The sequence below is a fragment of the Mesorhizobium sp. M0276 genome, assembly GCF_040321755.1.
Taxonomy (GTDB): Bacteria; Pseudomonadota; Alphaproteobacteria; order Rhizobiales; family Rhizobiaceae; genus Mesorhizobium.
Genome location: NZ_JAMYSC010000037.1, coordinates 12,463 through 34,688, shown reverse-complemented (window position 1 = coordinate 34,688; position 22,226 = coordinate 12,463). Strand labels below are relative to the sequence as shown.

The 22,226-nt window shown below is 62.5% G+C and carries 23 protein-coding genes; 20 read left to right on the top strand and 3 right to left on the bottom strand.

What is annotated here, in order from left to right:
- The first annotated feature begins 43 nt into the window (after positions 1–43).
- The 7 genes from NKJ01_RS25340 (at position 44) to NKJ01_RS25310 (ending at position 6,630) form a co-directional block, all read left to right on the top strand.
- Positions 44–739 (top strand): aspartate/glutamate racemase family protein, encoded by a 696-nt coding sequence (locus tag NKJ01_RS25340; protein WP_352731995.1) that lies wholly within the window; start codon positions 44–46, stop codon positions 737–739.
- A 95-nt stretch (positions 740–834) separates the two neighbouring features.
- Positions 835–1,230: an AGROH133_08824 family phage infection protein gene (locus tag NKJ01_RS25335; RefSeq protein ID WP_352731993.1), complete on the top strand. Its 396-nt coding sequence runs from the start codon at positions 835–837 to the stop codon at positions 1,228–1,230.
- A 246-nt stretch (positions 1,231–1,476) separates the two neighbouring features.
- Positions 1,477–2,037, top strand: a complete 561-nt coding sequence (locus NKJ01_RS25330) for a F0F1 ATP synthase subunit delta (protein ID WP_352731991.1) — start codon at positions 1,477–1,479, stop codon at positions 2,035–2,037.
- Entirely contained in the window at positions 2,037–3,566 is a 1,530-nt protein-coding gene (atpA, locus tag NKJ01_RS25325) for a F0F1 ATP synthase subunit alpha (RefSeq protein WP_023762495.1), read from the top strand. The genes NKJ01_RS25330 and atpA overlap by 1 nt, the downstream gene beginning before the upstream one ends.
- Positions 3,567–3,612: 46 nt before the next feature.
- Positions 3,613–4,497, top strand: a complete 885-nt coding sequence (locus tag NKJ01_RS25320; RefSeq protein WP_352731988.1) for a F0F1 ATP synthase subunit gamma — start codon at positions 3,613–3,615, stop codon at positions 4,495–4,497.
- A gap of 70 nt (positions 4,498–4,567) precedes the next feature.
- On the top strand, positions 4,568–6,124 hold the full coding sequence (gene atpD / locus NKJ01_RS25315) for a F0F1 ATP synthase subunit beta (RefSeq protein WP_352731985.1): 1,557 nt from the start codon (positions 4,568–4,570) through the stop codon (positions 6,122–6,124).
- 98 nt (positions 6,125–6,222) lie between these two features.
- The gene (locus NKJ01_RS25310) at positions 6,223–6,630 is read left to right on the top strand and encodes a F0F1 ATP synthase subunit epsilon (RefSeq protein WP_352731983.1); all 408 of its coding nucleotides are present in this window, start codon (positions 6,223–6,225) and stop codon (positions 6,628–6,630) included.
- Between the two features lie 51 nt (positions 6,631–6,681).
- Here NKJ01_RS25310 and NKJ01_RS25305 read toward each other — a convergent pair whose 3' ends face one another.
- A complete protein-coding gene (locus tag NKJ01_RS25305) occupies positions 6,682–8,202 on the bottom strand; it encodes a mannitol dehydrogenase family protein (protein ID WP_352731980.1) in 1,521 nt (506 codons plus the stop codon).
- A gap of 145 nt (positions 8,203–8,347) precedes the next feature.
- On the opposite strand from NKJ01_RS25305, the gene uxaC reads away from it, so the two are divergent.
- From uxaC to NKJ01_RS25265, 8 genes are all read left to right on the top strand, one after another.
- Complete coding sequence (uxaC, locus tag NKJ01_RS25300) at positions 8,348–9,760, top strand: glucuronate isomerase (RefSeq protein ID WP_502898135.1); 1,413 nt, start codon at positions 8,348–8,350, stop codon at positions 9,758–9,760.
- A 33-nt stretch (positions 9,761–9,793) separates the two neighbouring features.
- On the top strand, positions 9,794–10,771 hold the full coding sequence (locus tag NKJ01_RS25295; RefSeq protein ID WP_023762489.1) for a TRAP transporter substrate-binding protein: 978 nt from the start codon (positions 9,794–9,796) through the stop codon (positions 10,769–10,771).
- Between the two features lie 59 nt (positions 10,772–10,830).
- Complete coding sequence (locus NKJ01_RS25290) at positions 10,831–11,358, top strand: TRAP transporter small permease (protein ID WP_031261209.1); 528 nt, start codon at positions 10,831–10,833, stop codon at positions 11,356–11,358.
- On the top strand, positions 11,358–12,638 hold the full coding sequence (locus NKJ01_RS25285) for a TRAP transporter large permease (protein ID WP_352606339.1): 1,281 nt from the start codon (positions 11,358–11,360) through the stop codon (positions 12,636–12,638). Before NKJ01_RS25290 ends, NKJ01_RS25285 begins: the two co-directional genes overlap by 1 nt.
- A 67-nt stretch (positions 12,639–12,705) precedes the next feature.
- Positions 12,706–13,482 carry a FadR/GntR family transcriptional regulator gene (locus NKJ01_RS25280; protein WP_023762486.1) on the top strand — a complete coding sequence of 259 codons (777 nt, stop codon included), beginning with the start codon at positions 12,706–12,708 and terminating at the stop codon, positions 13,480–13,482.
- Between the two features lie 21 nt (positions 13,483–13,503).
- Positions 13,504–14,355 (top strand): 5-dehydro-4-deoxy-D-glucuronate isomerase, encoded by an 852-nt coding sequence (kduI, locus tag NKJ01_RS25275; RefSeq protein ID WP_352731976.1) that lies wholly within the window; start codon positions 13,504–13,506, stop codon positions 14,353–14,355.
- Positions 14,352–15,116, top strand: coding sequence for a 2-dehydro-3-deoxy-D-gluconate 5-dehydrogenase KduD (kduD, locus tag NKJ01_RS25270; protein WP_352731974.1), 765 nt, complete (start codon positions 14,352–14,354; stop codon positions 15,114–15,116). Before kduI ends, kduD begins: the two co-directional genes overlap by 4 nt.
- A gap of 12 nt (positions 15,117–15,128) precedes the next feature.
- Positions 15,129–15,464: a cupin domain-containing protein gene (locus tag NKJ01_RS25265; RefSeq protein WP_352731972.1), complete on the top strand. Its 336-nt coding sequence runs from the start codon at positions 15,129–15,131 to the stop codon at positions 15,462–15,464.
- 174 nt (positions 15,465–15,638) lie between these two features.
- Here NKJ01_RS25265 and NKJ01_RS25260 read toward each other — a convergent pair whose 3' ends face one another.
- Positions 15,639–17,060, bottom strand: a complete 1,422-nt coding sequence (locus NKJ01_RS25260) for a coniferyl aldehyde dehydrogenase (RefSeq protein ID WP_352731970.1) — start codon at positions 17,058–17,060, stop codon at positions 15,639–15,641.
- Positions 17,061–17,284: 224 nt separating this feature from the next.
- Here NKJ01_RS25260 and NKJ01_RS25255 point away from each other — a divergent pair, with 224 nt between their 5' ends.
- On the top strand, positions 17,285–18,178 hold the full coding sequence (locus NKJ01_RS25255) for a sulfotransferase family protein (protein WP_352731968.1): 894 nt from the start codon (positions 17,285–17,287) through the stop codon (positions 18,176–18,178).
- Positions 18,178–20,013 carry a DNA helicase RecQ gene (gene recQ, locus NKJ01_RS25250; RefSeq protein WP_352731966.1) on the top strand — a complete coding sequence of 612 codons (1,836 nt, stop codon included), beginning with the start codon at positions 18,178–18,180 and terminating at the stop codon, positions 20,011–20,013. The genes NKJ01_RS25255 and recQ overlap by 1 nt, the downstream gene beginning before the upstream one ends.
- Positions 20,014–20,382: 369 nt before the next feature.
- Here recQ and NKJ01_RS25245 read toward each other — a convergent pair whose 3' ends face one another.
- Positions 20,383–20,595, bottom strand: a complete 213-nt coding sequence (locus NKJ01_RS25245; RefSeq protein WP_352487311.1) for a hypothetical protein — start codon at positions 20,593–20,595, stop codon at positions 20,383–20,385.
- A 279-nt stretch (positions 20,596–20,874) separates the two neighbouring features.
- Between NKJ01_RS25245 and NKJ01_RS25240 the strand changes: the two genes are divergently transcribed.
- From NKJ01_RS25240 to NKJ01_RS25230, 3 genes are all read left to right on the top strand, one after another.
- Entirely contained in the window at positions 20,875–21,198 is a 324-nt protein-coding gene (locus tag NKJ01_RS25240; protein ID WP_352731964.1) for a hypothetical protein, read from the top strand.
- 258 nt (positions 21,199–21,456) lie between these two features.
- Positions 21,457–21,735: a hypothetical protein gene (locus NKJ01_RS25235; protein WP_352731962.1), complete on the top strand. Its 279-nt coding sequence runs from the start codon at positions 21,457–21,459 to the stop codon at positions 21,733–21,735.
- A gap of 208 nt (positions 21,736–21,943) precedes the next feature.
- A complete protein-coding gene (locus tag NKJ01_RS25230; protein WP_352664930.1) occupies positions 21,944–22,225 on the top strand; it encodes a metal-sensing transcriptional repressor in 282 nt (93 codons plus the stop codon).
- The last annotated feature ends 1 nt before the right edge of the window (position 22,226 follow it).

Below are 22,226 nucleotides of genomic sequence, written 5' to 3'. Positions count from 1 at the left end.
TGTGGTCATAATATAGGAATTATACGGCAAAGGAACAGCCCTTATGAAAACCCTTGGCCTTCTGGGCGGCATGAGCTGGGAATCGACGGCCATCTACTATCGCCTGCTCAACGAGATCGTGCGCGAGCGGCTGGGCGGGCTGCATTCGGCCAAATTGCTGCTGTGGTCGTTCGACTTCGCTGAGATCGCCGAGCGGCAGCACCACGGCGACTGGGAGGGCGCCGGCGTGCTTCTTGTCGAAGCGGCGCGCAAGCTCGAGGCCGGCGGCGCGGAAGGCCTTCTTCTATGCACCAACACCATGCACAAACTGGCCGACCAGGTGCAGGCGTCGGTGTCGATCCCGCTGATCCACATCGCCGACGCCACGGCGGTGGCAGTCAAGCGTGCCGGCATGCAGCGCCCGGCACTGCTGGCGACGCGTTTCACCATGGAGCAGGATTTCTACAAGGGCCGGCTCGCCGACAAATTTGGCTTGAGCTCCGTCGTGCCCGATGCGGCCGGGCGAGACATGATCCATCGCGTCATCTACGACGAACTGTGCCAGGGCATCGTCACCGAAACCTCCAAGGCGGCCTATATCGCCGAGACCGAACGCCTGCGCCGCGAAGGGGCCGCCGACAGCGTCATCATGGGCTGCACCGAGATCACCATGCTCATCGGCCAGCAGGACTTCGACATCCCGGTCTTCGACACGACGCGCATCCATGCCGAGGCGGCGATCGAATTTGCCCTCAGTTGACGTGTTTCGCCCAAAGTGCCGAGAGCCATCTGGCGCCGGGTTTTTCCTCCGCTAGAATGCCCCGAAATTGCAAACAGGCATTTTGAGGGGACAAGATGGATTTTGCGCTTCCGTGGCCGACGAGCCAGGGCGAATGGCTGGCCTGGTCGAGTGCCGTCATTACCGTGCTGCTCGGACTTCTGTTCTTTCTGGCACCTGGCCTCGCCTTTCGTGCCCTGCGCTTGCAGGCCAAGCCTGAGAAGGCTGCGGCGATCGCCGAGGGACGCGGCAGAATGTCGGGCTTCTATCTGGGCGTCGGCCTGTGTTGCATCCTCTTGGCGCAGCCGCTGATCTACATGACGCTTGGCTTCTCCTGGCTGTTCACCGCCTTTGGTCGGCTGCTGTCGATGATGTCGGATGGCGCCAACACGCCATTCAATTGGGTTTCCATCGTGGTGGAATTGGCCCTGGCGGCGCTGCCGCTTGCCTTCGCCTTTGGCTTTCTGCCTTGAATCGTTAGGTATTCCGCGATGGAAGGGCGGCGACTTTCGCCGGATGCGACAATAGTGCCTGAAAACCATGCGGAACGACGCATTGCGGTCTTAAAATGCCTGTGCTAGACGGCAATCGACTTTCGGCCGGGGATAGCGGAAGCCGCGCCTCCGTGCTCGAAAAAATGCAGTAAGGTCAAAGATTTAGCCAGAGTTTTTGCTCGCGCCAACAATCTACGGCCTGTCAGACAAGAGAAAAGACGGTCCGTGGCTCAATCGTCATCGCCAATCTCAGGTGTCGCAGAACGTTATGCGGGTTCGCTGTTCGAACTCGCCCTGCAGGCAAATTCCGTCGCCAAGGTCGAAGCCGACCTCAATAGCTTCGAAGCCATGCTGGCAGGCAGCGCCGATCTTACCGGGCTGATCAACAGCCCGGTGTTTTCCAGCGAGGATCAGGCCAAAGCCATCGCGGCGATCGCCGACAAGGCCGGGATTGCCGGCCTCACCGGCAATTTCCTGCGAGTCGTCGCCCGCAACCGCCGCCTGTTCGCCATTCCCGGCATGATCAGGGCGTTCCGCCAGATATCAGCTGAACATCGTGGCGAGACTGCTGCCGAAGTGACTTCGGCACATGAGCTGACGGCAGCCCAGCAGACCGAACTCAAGGCCGCGCTGAAGAGCGTTGCCGGCAAGGACGTGGCCATCTCCGTCACCGTCGATCCGTCGCTGCTTGGCGGGCTGGTGATCAAGATGGGCTCGCGCCAGATAGATACGTCGCTCAAAACCAAACTCAATTCGCTCAAGCTTGCACTGAAAGAGGTCGGCTGATGGACATCCGCGCCGCGGAAATTTCCGCAATTCTGAAAGACCAGATCAAGAATTTCGGCAAGGAGGCCGAGGTCTCCGAAGTTGGACAGGTGCTGTCCGTCGGTGACGGTATCGCCCGTGTCTACGGCCTCGACAATGTCCAGGCCGGCGAGATGGTCGAATTCCCGGGCGGTATCCGCGGCATGGCGCTCAACCTCGAGGCCGATAATGTCGGCGTCGTCATCTTCGGCGCCGACCGCGACATCAAGGAAGGCGACATCGTCAAGCGCACCGGCGCCATCGTCGACGTTCCCGTCGGCCCCGGCCTGCTCGGCCGCGTCGTCGACGCGCTCGGCAATCCGATCGACGGCAAGGGCCCGATCAAGGCAGTCGAGCGCAAGCGCGTCGACGTCAAGGCGCCCGGCATCATCCCGCGCAAATCGGTGAACGAGCCGATGTCGACCGGCCTCAAGGCCATCGATGCGCTGATCCCGGTCGGCCGCGGCCAGCGCGAGCTGGTCATCGGCGACCGCCAGACCGGCAAGACCGCTATCATCCTCGACACCATGCTCAACCAGAAGTCGGTGCACGACAACGGCCCCGAGAAGGAAAAGCTCTACTGCGTCTACGTCGCCGTCGGCCAGAAGCGATCGACCGTCGCGCAGTTCGTCAAGGTGCTGGAAGAGCGCGGCGCGCTCGAATATTCGATCATCATCGCCGCTACCGCTTCCGATCCGGCGCCGATGCAGTTCCTGGCGCCATTCGCCGGCGCCACCATGGGCGAGTACTTCCGCGACAACGGCATGCATGCGCTGATCAGCTATGACGATCTGTCGAAGCAGGCCGTCGCCTATCGCCAGATGTCGCTGCTGCTGCGCCGCCCGCCGGGCCGCGAAGCCTATCCCGGCGACGTCTTCTACCTGCATTCGCGCCTGCTCGAGCGGGCCGCCAAGCTCAACGACGATCTGGGCGGTGGTTCGCTGACCGCATTGCCGATTATCGAAACGCAGGCCAACGACGTGTCGGCCTACATCCCGACCAACGTGATCTCGATCACCGACGGCCAGATCTTCCTCGAAACCAACCTGTTCTTCCAGGGCATCCGTCCTGCCGTGAACGTCGGCCTGTCGGTCAGCCGCGTCGGCTCGGCCGCGCAGATCAAGGCGATGAAGCAGGTTGCCGGGTCGATCAAGGGCGAGCTTGCGCAGTATCGCGAAATGGCGGCCTTCGCGCAGTTCGGCTCGGATCTCGATGCCGCCACGCAACGCCTGCTCAACCGTGGGTCGCGCCTGACCGAACTCCTCAAGCAGCCGCAGTTTTCGCCGCTGAAGACGGAAGAGCAGGTCGCGGTGATCTTCGCCGGCGTCAATGGTTATCTCGACAAACTGCCGGTCAATCAGGTCGGCAAGTTCGAGCATGGCCTGCTCAGCCACATGCGTGCAGCCGGCAAGGACATTCTCGACGCCATCCGCAAGGAAAAGGCGCTGTCGGACGATCTGCGCGCCAAGCTGAAGGCCGAGATCGACGCTTTCGCCAAGACCTTCGCCTGAGCGAAGCGCCAGTCGGGATGAGACAAGACGGGATCAGGTTTGAAGCATGCCTTCATTAAAAGACCTTCGTAACCGCATCGCCTCGGTCAAGGCGACGCAGAAGATCACCAAGGCGATGCAGATGGTCGCCGCGGCGAAGCTGCGCCGCGCGCAAGAGGCCGCGGAAGCGGCGCGCCCCTATTCGGAGCGCATGGGTTCCGTGCTGGCCAACATCACCCAGGCAATCGGCGGCGGCGGCGATGCCCCGGCGCTGATGACCGGCACTGGCAAGGATGACGTGCATCTGCTCGTCGTCTGCACTGCCGAGCGCGGCCTGTGCGGCGGCTTCAATTCACAGATCGCCCGTCACGCGCGAGACCATATCCGCAAGCTGCTGGCCGACGGCAAGCACGTCAAGATCATCTGCGTCGGCAAGAAGGGTTTCGACATCCTGCGCCGCGACTATGCGTCGCTGATCATCGACCGCGTCGATCTGCGCGAGGTCAAGACGCTTGGTTTCGTCAACGCCGATGCCATCGCCAAGAAGGTCATCCAGCTCTTCAACGAGGGCAGCTTCGACATCTGCACGCTGTTCTATTCGCAGTTCAAGTCGGTGATCAGCCAGATTCCGACAGCGCAGCAGATCATTCCGGCGGGCGTTGCTTCGGCTCAGGCGGAAGTGACGGATGGCGGAAACGCCGTCTATGAATACGAACCGGAGCCGGGCGAAATTCTCTCCGACCTCATTCCGCGCAACATCTCGGTGCAGGTTTTCCGGGCGCTGCTCGAAAACGCGGCCGGCGAAATGGGCGCCAAGATGAGCGCCATGGACAATGCGACGCGCAACGCCGGCGAGATGATCAACAAGCTGTCGATCACCTACAACCGCCAGCGGCAGGCGCAGATCACCAAGGAACTGATCGAAATCATTTCGGGCGCCGAGGCGCTCTAGGCGCGGTCCGCGGGTCATCGACCCGCGACCGGACCGCGTGAGAAACAAAGGACGAAAAAGGGTAAAGACGATGGCGAAAGCAGCGACCCCCCAGAAGGCAGCTCCGAAGGCAGCAGCCGCGAAGACCGCAGCCCCCGCGAAGGCGGCGGCCAAGGCTCCAGCAGCGAAGGCAGCTCCGGCCAAGACGGCCGCCGTGGCCAGCAAGGCAACCGGCGTTGTAGGCAAGGTTCGCCAGGTCATCGGCGCCGTTGTCGACGTGCAGTTCGGCGATCACCTGCCGGCGATCCTGAACGCGCTCGAGACGACCAATGTCGGCAACCGCCTCGTGCTCGAAGTTGCCCAGCATCTGGGTGAAAACACCGTGCGCTGCATCGCCATGGACTCGACCGAAGGTCTGGTTCGCGGCCAGGACGTGCGTGACACAGGCGCGCCGATCACCGTGCCGGTCGGCCCGGGCATGCTCGGCCGCATCATCAATGTCATCGGCGAGCCGGTCGACGAAGAAGGCCCTGTCGACGCGATCGAAATGCGCTCCATCCACCAGCCGGCTCCGACCTATGTCGAGCAGTCTACGGAAGCACAGATCCTGATCACCGGCATCAAGGTGCTCGACCTGTTGGCTCCCTACGCCAAGGGCGGCAAGATCGGCCTGTTCGGCGGCGCCGGCGTCGGCAAGACCGTGCTGATCCAGGAACTGATCAACAACATCGCCAAGGCGCATGGCGGCTACTCGGTGTTCGCCGGCGTCGGCGAGCGCACCCGCGAAGGCAACGATCTCTATCACGAGTTCATCGAATCCGGCGTCAACAAGAAGGGCGGCGGCGAAGGCTCCAAGGCCGCACTCGTCTACGGCCAGATGAACGAGCCGCCGGGCGCGCGTGCCCGCGTCGGCCTGACCGGCCTGACGGTTGCCGAATATTTCCGTGACCAGGGCCAGGACGTGCTGTTCTTCGTCGACAACATCTTCCGCTTCACGCAGGCGGGTTCGGAAGTGTCGGCTCTGCTCGGCCGTATCCCGTCGGCGGTCGGCTATCAGCCGACGCTTGCCACCGACATGGGCGCGCTGCAGGAACGCATCACCACCACCACCAAGGGCTCGATCACCTCGGTGCAGGCCATCTACGTGCCCGCCGACGACTTGACCGATCCGGCGCCGGCGACCTCGTTCGCCCACCTTGACGCGACGACGACGCTCAACCGCGCCATCGCCGAAAAGGGCATCTATCCGGCCGTCGATCCGCTCGATTCGACCTCGCGCATGCTCGACCCGCTGGTCGTCGGCGACGAGCATTATGGCGTCGCGCGCCAGGTGCAGTCGATCCTCCAGCGCTACAAGTCGCTGCAGGACATCATCGCCATCCTAGGCATGGACGAGCTGTCGGAAGAGGACAAGCAGACCGTGGCTCGCGCCCGCAAGATCGAGCGCTTCCTGTCGCAGCCCTTCTTCGTCGCCGAAGTGTTCACCGGCGCGCCGGGCAAGCTGGTCGACCTCGCCGATACCATCAAGGGCTTCAAGGGCCTCTGTAACGGCGATTACGATCACCTTCCGGAAGCTGCCTTCTACATGGTCGGCGGCATCGAGGAAGCGGTCGAGAAGGCACAGCGCCTGGCGGCTGAAGCGGCGTAATCAAGCGAATAGCGAATAGGGAGTAGCGAATAGGGAATATGGGCCGGCGAATTCTTCTGACTACTCGCTACTCGCTATTCGCTATTCGCTAAATTGACATGGCTGAAGCTTTCAAGTTCGAACTGGTCTCGCCGGAGCGCCTGCTGGTTTCCGCCGAGGTCGAATCCGTCGTCATTCCGGGCGCCGAAGGCGAGATGACCGTGATGGCGCATCACGCTCCGGTCATGACCACGATCAAGCCGGGTGTCGTCACGGTGAAGACTGCGGCGGGCGGCGAAGAACGCTATGTGGTGTTCGGCGGCTTCGCCGACATCGTTCCGGCCGGCTGCACGCTGCTGGCGGAATCGGCTGTCGCGGTGAAGGATGTCGACCGCGCCGATCTCGCGCGCCGCATCCAGGAAGCCAGGGAAGACGCCGCCGACGCCAAGGACGACCAGGTGCGAAGCAAGGCTGAACAGTTCCTTAGCCAGCTCACCACGCTGGAAGCTGCCATCTTGCCGGCGTAAAGTTTGCTTCAGACGATTGATCGAAAAGCGGGGCCTTGCCTCGCTTTTTTGTTAGATGCCCAATGCAGCGAAGGCAGCTGCCGGTCCGCCACGGCGTAGCTGTTCGAGATGGGCGGTCGTGAGATCCATCACATTTGCGCGCCCGGACTCCTCCTTGGCAAAGCCAGCCAGATCAAAAACCGACACGACGGTTTCCGCGGCCGACAGGCGCTTGTCGCCGATTGCTGTCAACGCCGCGTCAAGCGGATCGGTGAAATGGCTCTCCGGCAAGGTCTTGCCGCGTGCTTCGCAGGCCGCGATCCAGGCGGCGATCGCCAGTGTCAGGTGTTCGGGCACAGCGCCGGCTTCGATGCTCTCCAGGGCGGAAGCGACGATGCGCTGCGGCAATTTCTGGCTGCCGTCATTGGCGATCTGCGCCGTGCGGTGGGCGAGAGCGGTGTTCGAAAAACGCTCGGCCAGTTCAGCCGTATAGCTTGCCGTAGCCAGCCCGGCATTCTTTGGCAGCGTTGGAATGGCCTCAGCCCAGAGCGCATCGACAAAGGCCCGTATCGCCGGATCGGCGAAGGCGCGATCGACGGTGGCATGGCCGCTGAGCAGGCCGAGGTAGGCGATGGCCGAATGCGAGCCGTTGAGCAGGCGTAGCTTCATGTCCTCGAAGGGCCTGACGTCGTTGACCATGGTGACGCCGAACCGTTCCCAGGCCGGGCGGCCGCCTGGGAAATTGTCTTCGACTACCCACTGGCAGAATGGCTCGGTCATAACAGGCCAAGCATCTTCGACGCCAAGCTCGACAGCGATCCGCGCCCGGTCGGCATCTGTGGTCGCCGGTACGATGCGGTCGACCATGCTCGACGGAAAGGCGACCGCATCGGCGATGTGTTTGGCGAGTGTGGCATCGCCCTTCGCGCCGAGCCTGGCATCTCGCATTTCGGCGAATTCAATCAGCAGCCGGTGCAGCGTGGCCCCGTTGGCCGGCAGGTTGTCGCAGCACAGCACGGTGAAGGGCGGCGTGCCGGCGGCGCGTCGCCGGGCAAGCGCCTCGGTTAGGAAACCATGCGCCGTCTTCGGGATTTTCGGATTTGCCAGGTCGTTGACGATATCGGGATGGGCGGCGTCCAATCCACCGCCAGCCGCCCGCAGATAGGCCTTTTCGGTGATCGTCAGCGTGACGATGCGCGTGCGCGGATCGGTCAGCGCGGCCAGCACCGCGCTTGGGTCTTCCGGCGCCACCAGCATCGCGGCGATCGAGCCGATGACCTGAAGCTTTTCGGTTCCACTGCTTCTGATTGCCAGCGTATAGAGCCCATCCTGCGGCATGAGCGCGTCGCGCGTGTCGGCGCTGCGCAGCGACACACCGACGATACCCCAGCCTGTCTCGCCTGCCGCCAGGCAATCGTCGATATAAGCTGCCTGATGGGCGCGATGGAAGGCGCCGACACCGAGATGCACGATACCCGGGACGACGCGGCTGCGATCATACGAAGGCGTCGCGATCGAAGCCGGCAATGTCCGCGCCGTTATCGATGAAAGGCGTTTGGTCGTCGTGGCGCGGCTGGTCTGTTCGGATGGCATGAAATCGCCCTCGGGGAGTGGTCGGCAAGCGGCGTAACATCCAGACTTCTGCCACACAATGGGATTGAAAGTCATCATACAACAAGCGAGTTTTTGTATGTTGACATTATTTCTTGTCGACCCTACCAAATGGCCGTCTGGGAGGATGATCGTGGCACTGACCAATGCGGATTTGCTTTTTCCCGCCGAGGCGCATCCGCGCTCGATCGCCCGCGATCTCTATGCCGGGATCAAGGATCTGCCCCTGGTCAGCCCGCATGGTCACACCGATCCGCGCTGGTACGCGCTGAACGAGCCGTTCCCGGATCCGGCGCAATTGCTCATCGTGCCGGACCACTACATCTTCCGCATGCTGTTCAGCCAGGGGGTTCGCCTCGAGGATCTCGGCGTGGCGACGCTCGACGGCGCGTCGGTGGAGACCGACGGCCGGGCGATCTGGCGGCGCTTTGCCGAGCACTATTATCTGTTTCGGGGCACGCCGACCCGGCTGTGGTTCGATCATGTGCTCGCCGATCTGTTCGGCATCGGCGAACCGCTGACCGCGGCGACCGCCGACAGCCACTACGACACCATCGCAACGCTGCTGCAGTGGGAGAATTTCCGCCCGCGCGCGCTGTTCGAGCGCTTCAATATCGAGGTCATCGCGACGACCGAGGGCGCGCTCGACGATCTCAAATGGCACCAGATGATCCGCGACAGTGGCTGGCAGGGCCGCGTCGTGACGGCTTACCGGCCTGACGCGGTCGTCGATCCAGACTTCGAGGGGTTTTCAACCAATCTCGACCGGCTCGGCGAAATCGCCGGCTGCGACACCGGCAACTGGACTGGCTATCTCGATGCGCACCGCCAACGGCGCGCCTTCTTCAAGAGTTTTGGCGCGACCTCGTCCGACCACGGCCATCCGACGGCGGAGACCGCCAATCTCTCCGAAGCGGCGGCCGAGGAGCTGTTCAATCGGATTCGCCGTGGTTCCGACGACGAGCGCGAGCGGAAACTGTTCCGCGCTCAGATGCTCACGGAGATGGCCAAGATGAGCCTCGACGATGGGCTTGTCCTGCAGATACATCCCGGCTCCTGGCGCAACCATTCGCCCGCGATCTTCCAGAAGTTCGGCCGCGACAAGGGTTTCGATATCCCGACCCGGACCGACTATGTGACGGCGCTGAAACCGCTGCTCGACTGCGTCGGGCTGGAGCGCGACCTCACGATCATCCTCTTCACGCTCGACGAGACCAGCTATGCGCGCGAACTGGCGCCGCTTGCCGGCGTCTATCCGGCGCTGAAGCTCGGGCCTGCCTGGTGGTTTCACGACAGCCCGGAAGGCATGCGGCGCTTCCGCGAGATGACCACCGAGACGGCCGGCTTTTACAACACCGTCGGCTTTAACGACGACACCCGCGCCTTTCCATCCATTCCGGCGCGTCACGATGTGGCGCGCCGGGTCGACTGCGCGTTCCTCGCGCGTCTCGTCGCCGAGCACAGGCTGCGCGAAGACGAGGCGCATGAGCTGGCGCGGGAGCTTGCCTACACGCTTGCGAAGAAGGCGTACCGGCTCTGAGCCGGGCGCTACGATCTTAAAAGGGAGGAAGTCATGTTGCATTTTTCGAAATTGACGGCGGCCACGTTTGCCTTCGGCTCGCTGCTGGTCGGCATTGCCAATGCCGACACCGTGCTGAGGTCATCGGATACCCATCCCGACGGCTATCCGACCGTCGAGGCGGTCAAATACATGGGCGACCTGATCAAGCAGCGTACCAATGGCCGCTATTCGGTCGAGGTCTATCATTCGGCGCAGCTCGGAGAGGAAAAGGACACGATCGAGCAGACCCAGGCCGGCGTCATCGACCTCAACCGCGTCTCGATGGGACCGTTCAACGGCGTCGTTCCGGAAACGGCGGTTCCGTCTCTGCCGTACATGTTCCGATCGGTCGATCATATGCGGCATGTGATGGATGGGCCGATCGGGGATGAGATCCTGAAGGCTTTCGAGGCGCATGACCTCGTCGGCCTCGCCTTCTACGATTCCGGCGCGCGCTCCTTCTACAACACCAAGAAGGACATCACTTCGATGGCCGACATGAAGGGCATGAAATTCCGTGTCATCCAGTCCGATGTGTTCGTCGACATGGTCAATGCGTTGGGCGCCAATGCCACGCCGATGGCCTATGGCGAGGTCTATTCGGCTTTGCAGACGGGCGTCATCGACGGCGCCGAGAACAACTGGCCGAGCTTCGAATCCGCCAAGCACTACGAGGTTGCCAAGCACTACACCATGGACCAGCACCAGATCGTTCCGGAAGTGCTGGTGATGTCGAAGGCGAGCTGGGACAAGCTCACGCCGGAAGACCAGGCGATCGTCCGGCAAGCGGCAAAAGACAGCGTCGTCAAGATGCGCGAATTGTGGGACGCGCAGGAGAAGAAGTCGCGCGACATTGTCGAGAAGGCCGGCGTCAAGGTCAGCGAGATCGACAAACAGCCGCTGATCGATGCGATGAAGCCGGTCTACGACAAGTATCTGTCGACGCCCGAGTTGAAAGACCTCGCGTCGCGTATCCAGGCAACCAAGTAAATTCGTTCGTGGCTAATGATGGCGCGTTGTCCGCGCCATCATCCGGGGGAGGCGCGCATATGAAACCATTTTGGCTCGCAATAGAGCGGCTGCTGTCAGGATTGGCGAAGCTTGCGCTGTGGGTCAGCGGCATCGGGCTGACCCTGATGACGGTGATCATCTTCTGGCAGGTATTTTCACGCTATATCCTCAACAGTTCGCCAAGCTGGACGGAACCCTTCTCGGTGCTTTTGATGGGTTGGTTCATCTTCCTGGGGGCAGCGGTCGGTGTTCGCGAGCGCACCCATCTGGGGTTCGATGTGTTGCTCTATTTCCTGCCGACCGCCGCCAAGGCGGTGCTGCGCAGCATTTCGGACATCGTCGTGCTCGCCTTCGGCGCCGGCATGATCGTCTACGGTGTCCAGCTTGCCAGGCTGACCTGGAACACGGTGATGCCGTCTCTTGCCTTCCCGGGCGGCGTCGGTTTCCTGCCGGTCATCCTGGGCGGCGCGCTTGTCTGCCTGTTTTCGCTTGAGCGGCTGGCCGGGCGGTTTGCAGGACTGCCGGTCGATGCTGATCAGTACGCCACGGGCGAGGAGGGTCTGTGATGGCACTGACGGTTCTGTTCGGCACCTTCGTCTTCCTGCTGATCATCGGCACACCGATCGCGTTCTGCCTCGGCGTCGCCAGCTTCGCGACGGTGCTGGTGCTGGACCTGCCGCCGCTCGTGGTGTTCCAGCGTCTCAACTCCGGCGTCAGCGTATTTTCGCTGATGGCCATCCCGTTCTTCATCTTCGCCGGCGACCTGATGGTGCGTGGCGGTATCGCAGCCAGGCTGGTGGCGCTGGCCGGTTCCCTGGTCGGTCACCTGCGTGGCGGGCTGGGGCAGGTCAACATCGCTGCCTCGACCATGTTCGGCGGCATTTCCGGCTCGGCCGTGGCCGATGCTTCGGCGGTCGGCGGGCTGATGATCCCGCAGATGAAAGCGCGCGGCTATGGCATCGACTATGCCGTCAACATCACCTCCGTCGGCGCCATCATTGCGCTGCTGATCCCGCCCTCGCACAACATGATCATCTATTCAATCTCTGCCGGCGGGCGCATCTCGATCGCCGACCTGTTCACCGCGGGCGTTATACCCGGCCTGCTGCTGGCGCTGTCTCTGATGATCACCGCCTATTGGGTCGCCAGCCGTCGCGGCTATCCGACCGAGCCGTTCGCGGGTTTCGGCCGCGCATTGCAACTGCTTGTCGCCGCGATTCCAGGCCTGGTCCTGATCGGCATTATCTTCGGCGGCGTCCGCTCCGGCATCTTCACGGCCACTGAAAGCTCGTGCATCGCCATCGTCTACGCTTTCCTGGTGACGCTTGTCATTTACCGCTCGATGAGCTGGAACGACTTCGTCGCCGCCACAACGGCGGCCGTGCGCACGACGGCAATGGTGCTGATGATCATCGGCTGTGCTGCCGCCTTCGGCTGGTTGCTGGCCTATCTCAGGGTCCCCGCCGCGCTCGTCGCCTTCCTGCAGTCCGTGTCCGACAACAAGCTGGTCATCCTGCTGATGATCAATGTGGTGCTGCTCATCCTCGGCACGTTCATGGACATGTCGCCACTGATCATCATCACCACGCCGATCTTCCTGCCCGTGGTGATGGCCTATGGCGTGGACCCCGTGCATTTCGGCGTCATCCTGATCCTCAATCTCGGCATCGGCCTGTGCACGCCACCCGTGGGGGCGGTGCTGTTCGTCAGCTGCGCCATCGGACGGATCCCGATCTGGACGGCGATGCGCTCGATCTGGCCGTTCTACGGCGCGGCTTTCGTCGTGTTGATGCTTGTCACCTACATACCGGAGATCTCATTGTGGCTGCCGAGCCTGTTCCACTAGAGTTTTGACGCAATTCCGGACGGAAAACGTTTCACGCTTTTCCGGGATTGCTTAAGGAGACCACCACGTGTCCGCTGCCGCAACCGACCTCAAGGTCGAGAGAAAACCCAAACTGTCGGAAACCGTCGTCGCGGCGATCCGCAGGCAGCTGCAGGCGGGCGAGATTCAGCCTGGCCACAAATTGCCGACCGAGGGCCAGCTGACCGAGACCTTCGGCGTCAGCCGCACCGTCATCCGCGAGGCCCTGGCCAAGCTTGCCGCCGATGGGCTGGTCGAGCCGCGCCAGGGCGCCGGCGTCTTCGTCACCGAGCACATCTCGACGATGTTCGGCGCGCTGGCCGCCGACATGGGCAGCAAGGATTCGATCGCGCTCAACGTCCTCGAAGTGCGGCTTGCGATCGAGATCGAATCGGCCGGGATCGCCGCCATCCGCCGCAACGCCGCGCAGGAGGCGGCGATCCAGGAAGCGTTCTTCGAGTTCGAGCGGCTGCTGCTCGCCAGCGAGCCGACCGGCCCGGCCGACCTCGCCTTCCACCGCGCGATCGCCAGCGCCACCAACAACCCGTTCTATGTCGAGATGCTCGACGTGCTCGGCCGGCGTGCCATTCCGTGCGACGTGACTTCTCCCTGGTCGACCGAGCTTGTGCAGTCCGACAGCTACCAGCGCGGGCTGCAGCGCGAGCATCTGGTGATCCTCAACGCCATTACATCGGGCGATGCCGAGGCTGCGCGTGAGGCGATGCGGAAACACCTCACCGCCAGCCAGCAGCGCTACCGCGAGCGCCTCCATGCGCGTCAGGCTTTCTACACCGACTCGGTCAAAGCCGCCGCTAGCGGCGAATAATCATCTCAAGTCAGGACTATAATGAGCCAGAGCCATACCGACTTCACCTCACGATTTGCCATCGATCCGGTCGCCGCCGCGGCGATGGCAACCGATGAGCTGCGTCACAATTTCCACATTGACGGCCTGTTCCAGCCCGGCCGCATCAGCCTAACCTACACCCATTACGACCGCATGATCGTCGGCGGCGCCGTGCCGACCGGCTTGCCGCTTCAACTGGAAGCGATCAAGCCGACCGGCACCAAGAACTTCCTCGACCGCCGCGAGCTGATCGCCGTCAACATCGGTGAGGCAGGCGTTATCGAGGCCGGCGGCCAGTCCTTTGAATTGCAGGCGCGCGACATGCTCTATCTCGGCATGGGAACAGCCGACGTGTCGTTCGCGTCGGCGGACAAGGGCGTGCCGGCAAAATTCTATCTGCTCAGCGCGCCGGCGCATCACGCCTGGCCCAGCCGGCTGATCCGCATCGGCGATGCCAAGCGCCTCGATCTCGGCAGCAAGGATGCCTGCAACGAACGCTCGATCTTCCAGTTCATCCATGCCGAGGGTGCAAAGACCTGCCAGCTGGTGGTCGGCATGACGCAGCTGGCGCCGGGCTCGGTGTGGAACACCATGCCGTGCCATGTGCATGACCGGCGCATGGAGGCCTATCTCTATTTCGACCTGGCCGAGACGGCGCGCGTCTTCCACTTCATGGGCGAGCCGGACGAAACGCGCCATCTGGTGGTGCGCAACGAGGAAGCGGTGCTGTCGCCGGGCTGGTCGATCCATTCGGGCGCCGGCACCTCCAACTATGCTTTCATCTGGGCGATGGCCGGGGACAATGTCGACTATACCGATGTCGATCCGGTAAGCTTGGACGATCTGCGGTGAGCGACCTCTCCGCCTTCAGCCTTGCCGGAAAGCGCATTCTGGTGACCGGCGCCAACACCGGCATCGGCCAGGGCATCGCGGTGTCGATCGCACGCGCCGGCGGCGTGGTGATCGGCGTCGGCCGCTCGTCGATGGACGATACGGCAAGCAGGGTCGCCGCTTTGGGCGGACAATTCGAGGCGGTCAGCGCCGATCTTGCCGATACGTCGGCAGCGGGTCCGTTGCTCGACCGTATCTGGAACGAAAGCGGTCCGCTCGACGGACTGGTCAACAATGCCGGCATCATCCGGCGCGCCGATGCCGTCGATCTCAGCGAGACCGATTGGGACGACGTCATGGACCTCAATTTGAAGACGGCTTTCTTGCTCTGCCAGTCCTTTGCTAGGCGTGTCCTGGCCGGCAGGCGTCAGGGCAAGATCGTCAACATCGCCTCGGTGCTGAGTTTCCAGGGTGGCATACGGGTCGCGTCCTATACCGCCTCAAAGCATGGCGTGCTCGGCATCACCCGGCTGCTCGCCTGCGAATGGTCGCGAAAGGGTATCAACGTCAACGCCATCGCGCCGGGCTATATCGAGACCAACAACACGCAGGCGCTGCGCGCCGATCCCGACCGCAGCGCCGCCATCCTGGTGCGCATACCGGCCGGCCGCTGGGGCGAAGCGGCAGACATTGGCGATGCCGCCGTGTTCCTGCTGGCGCCGGCGTCGAACTACATGCATGGCGCGGTGGTGCCGGTGGATGGCGGCTGGCTGGCGCGTTGAGGAGAGAAGAAGATGACCGCAAAGATTTTCGCGCATGCCGGCGAGGGCGCGTGGACGGCGACGCCGGACGGCAACAGGCGACGCGTTCTCCTGCACACCGATGAATTGATGATGGTCGAATTCGGCTTCGACAAGGGTGGCGTCGGTGCCCTGCATTCGCACCCGCATGTCCAGGCAAGCTACGTCGCCGAGGGTCGCTTCGAGGTGACCATCGACGGCCGGACCGAAACCATTGCGGCCGGCGGCAGCTTCATCGTGCCTTCGGGTCTGGTGCACGGCGTCAAGGCGCTCGAAGCGGGGCGTTTGGTCGACAGTTTTACGCCGCACCGGGCCGATTTCCTCGCTTAACGGTGGGAGATCGAGCAGGGAAGACCCGCGCCCCTGAAGAGGCGCGGGTTGTTGCCTGGGCGCTTGTGGCGCCGCGGTACTCAAGACATGACCGCAGGATGCGGAAGCTGCCGCATGATGGTGAAGATAGTCTTAATGCGCGGATGGTCGTGATGGCTGGGTGGCTGCGTTCGGTCAGGTGATGTGCCGGAGCAGGCTGAAAAGCCGCTCGAACGTCTTGCCGTAGGGCGGGCGCAGCAAGGCCCCGGCGCTCAGGCGGGATTGGTGGAAAACCGGCTTCTCCTTGCTGAAGGTGCGGAAACCCCATTCGCCGTGATAGGCGCCCATGCCGCTGGCGCCGACGCCGCCGAAAGGCTGGTTCTCCTGCACCAGATGCAGCATGCAGTCGTTTATGGTGACGCCGCCGGCGACCGTCTCATGCAGGATGCGTTGACGATTGCCGCTGTCGCGGCCGAACCAGTAAAGCGCCAGCGGCCGGTCTGCCCGGTTCACATGGCCGATCGCCTCGTCGATCCCGTCATATTCGACGATCGGCAGCACCGGCCCGAAAATCTCTTCGCGCATCAACCGCAGGTTTACACCGGCGTTGCGGACCAGGGTTGGCTGCAATTTCCGGCTTGTGGCGCCAAGTTCCTCTCCGGCCGGGTTGATTTCAGTGACTTCGGCGCCGGCATCACGCGCCTCGGCGATCATGTCGCGCAGGCGCTGGTGATGCCGGTCGCTGATAATGGCGGTGTAATCGGGATTGTCGCGCAAGGTCGGATAGAGCTTCGCGATCGCCATTGCGAGCTTGGCAGCGATCGTTTCTGCCTGTCCCTTCGGCACCAGCAGATAGTCGGGTGCGATGCAGGTCTGCCCGGCATTCAACAGCTTGCCATAGGCGACGCTGGATACCGCCGCGTCGAGATCGCATGACGGATCGAAGATCGCCGGCGACTTGCCGCCGAGTTCGAGAGTAACCGGGGTCAGGTTGGCGGCCGCCGCGATCGCGACCTGGCGTCCGACCGATGTCGAGCCGGTGAACAGCAAATGATCGAAAGGCATCGACACGAACGCCTTGCCCATCTCGGCATCGCCGGTGATGACGCTGAGCTCGTCGGGCGCGAAATGCTCGGCAACGAGTTCGGCCAGCAGCGCCGAAAACGCCGGCGTCAGTTCGGAAGGTTTTATGAGCACGCGGTTACCGGCGGCAAGGGCGGCGGTCACCGGCGCGACAGCGAGCTGGAAGGGATAGTTCCAGGGCGATACGATGCCGACGACACCGAGCGGCTGCGCGATGAGGCGATTTCTGCCCGGCAGGAACGGCATGCTCGTGGCAACGCGACGTTCGCGCATCCAGCCGCTGAGATGGGAAAGCGCGTGGCGGATGCCGGCGCGCACGACAAACAATTCCGCAAGCCGCGTCTCGTGCGCGGAACGGCCACCGAAGTCGGCGTCAATGGCCGCGCAGATCTCGGCCTCATGCCGCCCGGTCAGCGCCAGCAGGCGCTTCAGGCGATCCTTGCGGACGCCATTGTCGGGGAAAGGCTGCGCCTCGAAGGCCGTACGCTGCAAGCGAAAACGCTCGCCGAGAGCATCCTGTCTGGTCTGCAGCATCGCGCCCTCCCTGGCTTGCCGGGCCGAGCTTACATCGTGGTGCGTGAGGGAACCAGCGGGGTGCGGGTGCCCTTGGGGAAGGCCCGCCCTTGCTCGATGCCGCCGATCGGTTGGCCTGTTATACTGACCTGTTCCTGTTGTGGTCCGATGCCTGCTGGGCTAAGGCAAGGTGCCCATGCGGAGAGTCGTTTTGACCGGTTTCCACATCCTCTCCAATTCACGAAATGTCGGCTCGGTGTCTGCCTGATGCAAGTGCGGGCGACGAGCATCTTGGCCGTGGACCCCAAGCGGCAGGTTTTGCACTGGGTGGCGCTGATGCAAGATCGGGTCGCCGTATTATGCAAGCGGAATTGCGGATGAAGGGCGCTCTCAGGCTTGAGGTTGCGTTCGGTGCGGCCACGCGGAGGGTCGTGCGGGAGTTTCAGCGGCTGGTACCACTGTCCCTGAAACGGCGCATGCAAACACGCACATACGCACGCGCGACGCCGGCCAACAGAATTTTCATCTCGGGCTGTGCGCGCAGCGGGACGACACTGACACAGCGGCTGATGAGGTGTTTCGAGGACACTTTCGTCCATCCGCCCGAAGCGCGATACACAATCCTGGACATGCTGGACCGGCCGGAATCCAACCTCGTCGTCAAGCGCGATGCGCGCAGCTTTGCGCATTTGGCGAAGTTGCCTGCGTCCATTGGCTTGATTTATTGCGTGCGCCACCCATTCGACACGCTGACAAGTTCGCATCCGCAAACACGCAACGAGCGTCGGTTCCACGTCACGCCGCAGCGCTGGCTGGCCGAATACGACGCGCTGATAAAGCTGAAGAAGGCACAGCCGCACAGGCAGATACTTTTTGTTCGTTACGAAGACATGGTCGGCGCGCCCGATGCCATGCAGGAGAGGATCGCGCAGTCGTTCGGGCTGACGCCGCGGATTCGCTTCAGCGAGGATCCGGACAATCCGATCCGGGTGACATCGTTGAGAAAATGGGAAAGCAATGAAGAATTGCGGATCTATCTCAGGGGCCTGTCGCCGGCATTTCTCGCCCGCGTCGGGCGCTTCTGTGCCGAGTTCGGGTACGATATGGCGGTAAGCGCGCCGACCACGGACGCTCCGTGATGCAGGCGGCTGTCATCGCGACAGAAGAGCAGGATCCCAAGCGGCGCGTGCTGAAGGACGTGTTCGGCTTCGATGATTTTCGCCCCGGCCAGGCCGATGTCATGGATGCGCTGCTGGCCGGGCGGCACGTGCTGGCCGTCATGCCGACGGGTGCGGGCAAATCGCTCTGCTACCAGGTGCCGGCGCTGGTTCTGGGCGGGCTCACCATTGTCGTTTCGCCGCTGGTGGCGTTGATGCAGGATCAGGTCGCCGCCTTGCGCCTTGCCGGCGTGGCGGCCGACACGATCAACTCCTCGATCGACCGCGACGCCAATATCGCCGCCTGGCGACGCGTCGCTTCGGGCCAGACGCGCCTGCTCTACCTCGCGCCGGAGCGGCTGATGACCGAACGGATGCTCGACGCGCTGGCCAGGCTCGATATCAGCCTGATCGCCGTCGACGAGGCGCACTGCATCTCGCAATGGGGCCCGGCGTTCCGGCGCGAGTATGAGGACTTGTCGCGGCTGCGCGGCATTTTCCCCAATGTGCCGATCATCGCGCTGACCGCGACCGCCGACGAGAGCACGCGCACCGACATCGAAGCCCGGCTGTTTGCTGAGCGTGTCGAAACCCTGGTGCTGGGCTTCGACCGGCCGAACATCAAGCTTGCCATCGAGGCCAAGCAGGATAGCAAGCGCCAGTTGCTGCGCTTCGTCGAGCGTCATCCCGGCCGCAGCGGCATCGTCTATTGCCTGTCGCGCAAGAAGACAGAGGAGATGGCGGCGTTCCTCGAAAAGAACGGCGTCACCGCGCTCGCCTATCATGCCGGCATGAGCAAGGAGGCGCGTGACGCGAATCAAAACGCTTTCATGACGCTGTCCGGCGTCGTCATGGTGGCGACCATCGCCTTCGGCATGGGCATCGACAAGCCTGACGTCGCCTATGTCTTCCACACCGATATGCCGGGCAGTCTGGAGGCCTACTACCAGGAGATCGGCCGCGCCGGCCGCGACGGGCGGGATGCGGAAGCGCATATGCTGTTCGGCCTTGGCGATATCCGCATGCGCAGGCTGTTCATCGACGACGAGGACGCTGCCGTCGAGCACAAAAGGCGTTCGCATCGCCGGCTCGACACGCTGATCGGCTATTGCGAGACGGCGCAGTGCCGCCGCCAGGTGCTGCTGGGCTATTTCGGGGAGGAAGCGCAGCCTTGCGGCAATTGCGACACCTGTCTCGATCAGGCGCCGCGCGCCGATGGCGGAGCGGAAGCACGGACCATCCTGGCGGCCATCGCACAGAGCGGCGAACGTTTCGGTGCCGGCCATGTCATCGACATTCTGCTCGGTCATGAAACCGAGAAGGTGCTGGCCAGGAACCACCAGAGGCTCGCCAGCTTCGGCAGCGGGCTGGCGCACAAGAAGGATTTCTGGCTGTCGCTGATCCGGCAGCTCGCCGCGGGCGGTTTCCTGGAGCCGGATCCGAGCGGCCATGGTGGTCTCGCCATCGCCGAAAAGGGCCATGCACTCGGTCGTGGCGAGATGCCGTTCCACTATCGTGTAGAGGTGCGCAGCCGCGCCTTGCGCAAGATGCGAGCGGCCGAGGGTATGAACGCGGAAGGCGTGGATGCATCTCTGCTGGCCACGCTCAAATCCTTGCGCCTGCGCCTGGCCAAAGAGCGCCAGGTGCCTGCCTATGTCGTATTTTCCGATCGCACGCTGATCGACATGGCCGAGCGCCGCCCGCGCGATCTCGACGCTTTCGCCGAAGTGAATGGCGTGGGCGCGGCAAAGCTGAAGGAGTTCGGGCAGGTTTTCTTGAGCGTGATTGCGGGGCATCAATTCGATGGCTCGGCCTGAGGATTGCGAGACTGGTCTGCTCGACGACAGGACGGTCGCCACGCAGCAGATGGGGCGCCCGTCATTGCGCCACCCTAGTAGCGGGCGCTCATCATTGGATGCCTCGTGAGATGATCGCGAACACGTTTGCGACGCTTCTCCTGATCTGCTTTGTTGCCGTTGTGCTCTTCCTTTCGGAAAACCACTGTGGCCCGAACAACAGGTCCGGATGGTGATAATCGTGGCGGTTGATAGGATGACCACGACGGCGATCTGAGCAAAGCGACGCCGAAACCAGAGCCGCGTCTTGGTTTCGCAGATCGCAGATCGTTAGACTCGTTCGCAATGCGCGGACGCATTGCCGATCACAGCGGCGGGCGCTTCTGGCCGTTAGGTCCGGTTGGCATAGGCGCGTTGCGCCTGTGCGCTCTTGCAGAGCTGATCCAATTTGTCGCGGATCCGATCGTTATCAAGCAATAGCTTGGCGCGTGGGAACCCTCTTTTGCGAAGCTCCCATTCGATGACCTGCCACCCTTCGTAGTCGCCGGATTCCACAAGTTTCCCGGCCTCGCGCCACATACGCGCGTCACGCTCTCGGGACACGGCTTTTCTCCCATGCTCTTGCGCCAAGCATACAGGAGGTCGGACTGATATGCGAAATGCCTATCGCGTTCCGTCAAATTACTGGCTCGCGTCCACTCTTTGACGAGCTCCTCGGTAGTGCGCAATTTGAATTTAAGTCAGCATTTTGGTTTCGGCATGCGCGTCCCACTAACGTTTCCATTCCCTACTGATCAAGACTTGAAACCCGCTATCCTAAGCCTTTTGGAGCAATGTTATTTTCTGCAATGCAAGACTAGGGTAGCTTAAAGGAGTGCTGAAATGGCAACCGAAAGCACAGGGCAAAACAAGCAGGTTCCGGAGGCCAAAGCGCGCCGCGACTTTCTGAAGAAGGCTGGCCGTTTCGCGGCCGTGACGCCGCCGGCCATAACACTTCTGCTCGGCACAAGTTTGAACTCCGAGGCGGTGGCCAAATCAAGTGGATCACGTTCCGGTAAAGGATCAGGTGACAAGAACCACGTTCACGTAGGCTCCTCCAATAGCGGCTATAAGTTCGGGCGAGGTCAGTCCGACAACCAGCACGGCGGATCAGACAATGCCGGTGGCGGTGCCCACGGGGGCTCAAGGTCCGGCGATCCCAACTAAACGCGCCGGGATAGCGAACCACACGGCGATCATGTCTGCTTTCCTTTCCCATCCGGGGCATCATTCCTAGGCGGCTGTGTTACAGTGCCGCCATAGCAAGGCCCGTCGCTCACCCTCAGCAGCGGCGGGCTTTTTTGTAGGCACGATCTACAAATTCATCATGCAGGGGGTTGGGCTAATGGAACGCGCCGGGAACCGAGTTCAGTGATCCACGTTTCCCCAAAGGTCATGCTGAATGACCTAACGACGGAGGAAACAATGAACATGAAAATGCTCACAATGGGCGCGATGGCGCTTGCGATGATGGCCGGCGCCGCAGCTGCTGGCAGCACATCCGCACTCGACGATCCGGCAAAGATGTCACCGTTCTTCACGGACGCCGGGATGAAAACGTTGAGGACGGAAAAGGATTTCAAGACCGCATGGATGGCCATGAAACCCGATGAACAGAAGGCGGTGTTGAAAGACTGCGGCGATACCACGCTTAACAAGTCGCATGCAGAATTCTGCGCGATGGCGAAGAAGATGGGCAGCTAGGCCGACCGTCGAAGGCGGGCACCGGTCCGCCTTCGAGTTGACAGCGGAACGAAAACCGCATCCGGGCCATATCAATCGGGCTTTACATTCCCAAGATAGGAATATCATCCTTGGTGGGAATGGGGCGACTCTCAAAAAGTTTCGCAATGGCTAGGGGCGGCCCTTCTGAGGCTTGTCGCATCCCCTCCAGGAGGATAGTATCCGTCGCATGAGCGGCCAACCCCACATCCATGAAACCCATCCCGATATCGTCAAGCGCCTGAAAAGGGCCGATGGACATCTCAAGGGCGTCATCGACATGATCGAAGCGGGCCGGCCCTGCCTCGACCTCGCCCAGCAGCTTCATGCTGTCGAGAAGGCCATCTCGCAAGCCAAGAAGACCCTGATCCAGGATCATCTCAACCATTGCCTTGAAGACGTCGTCGGGCCCTTGGCGCGCGAGCAGCGCCGCTCGATCGACGAGTTCAAGGATATTACCAAGTACCTGTGAG

Bases quoted from the DNA above. Each gene is read 5' to 3' on its own strand.
- NKJ01_RS25340 (WP_352731995.1), top strand. From the start codon at position 44: ATGAAAACCCTTGGCCTTCTGGGCGGCATGAGCTGGGAATCGACGGCC.
- NKJ01_RS25335 (WP_352731993.1), top strand. From the start codon at position 835: ATGGATTTTGCGCTTCCGTGGCCGACGAGCCAGGGCGAATGGCTGGCC.
- atpA (WP_023762495.1), top strand. From the start codon at position 2,037: ATGGACATCCGCGCCGCGGAAATTTCCGCAATTCTGAAAGACCAGATC.
- NKJ01_RS25320 (WP_352731988.1), top strand. From the start codon at position 3,613: ATGCCTTCATTAAAAGACCTTCGTAACCGCATCGCCTCGGTCAAGGCG.
- atpD (WP_352731985.1), top strand. From the start codon at position 4,568: ATGGCGAAAGCAGCGACCCCCCAGAAGGCAGCTCCGAAGGCAGCAGCC.
- NKJ01_RS25310 (WP_352731983.1), top strand. From the start codon at position 6,223: ATGGCTGAAGCTTTCAAGTTCGAACTGGTCTCGCCGGAGCGCCTGCTG.
- NKJ01_RS25305 (WP_352731980.1), bottom strand. From the start codon at position 8,202: ATGCCATCCGAACAGACCAGCCGCGCCACGACGACCAAACGCCTTTCA.
- uxaC (WP_502898135.1), top strand. From the start codon at position 8,348: ATGATCGTGGCACTGACCAATGCGGATTTGCTTTTTCCCGCCGAGGCG.
- NKJ01_RS25295 (WP_023762489.1), top strand. From the start codon at position 9,794: ATGTTGCATTTTTCGAAATTGACGGCGGCCACGTTTGCCTTCGGCTCG.
- NKJ01_RS25290 (WP_031261209.1), top strand. From the start codon at position 10,831: ATGAAACCATTTTGGCTCGCAATAGAGCGGCTGCTGTCAGGATTGGCG.
- NKJ01_RS25285 (WP_352606339.1), top strand. From the start codon at position 11,358: ATGGCACTGACGGTTCTGTTCGGCACCTTCGTCTTCCTGCTGATCATC.
- kduI (WP_352731976.1), top strand. From the start codon at position 13,504: ATGAGCCAGAGCCATACCGACTTCACCTCACGATTTGCCATCGATCCG.
- NKJ01_RS25265 (WP_352731972.1), top strand. From the start codon at position 15,129: ATGACCGCAAAGATTTTCGCGCATGCCGGCGAGGGCGCGTGGACGGCG.
- NKJ01_RS25260 (WP_352731970.1), bottom strand. From the start codon at position 17,060: ATGCTGCAGACCAGACAGGATGCTCTCGGCGAGCGTTTTCGCTTGCAG.
- NKJ01_RS25255 (WP_352731968.1), top strand. From the start codon at position 17,285: ATGTCGGCTCGGTGTCTGCCTGATGCAAGTGCGGGCGACGAGCATCTT.
- recQ (WP_352731966.1), top strand. From the start codon at position 18,178: ATGCAGGCGGCTGTCATCGCGACAGAAGAGCAGGATCCCAAGCGGCGC.
- NKJ01_RS25240 (WP_352731964.1), top strand. From the start codon at position 20,875: ATGGCAACCGAAAGCACAGGGCAAAACAAGCAGGTTCCGGAGGCCAAA.
- NKJ01_RS25235 (WP_352731962.1), top strand. From the start codon at position 21,457: ATGAACATGAAAATGCTCACAATGGGCGCGATGGCGCTTGCGATGATG.
- NKJ01_RS25230 (WP_352664930.1), top strand. From the start codon at position 21,944: ATGAGCGGCCAACCCCACATCCATGAAACCCATCCCGATATCGTCAAG.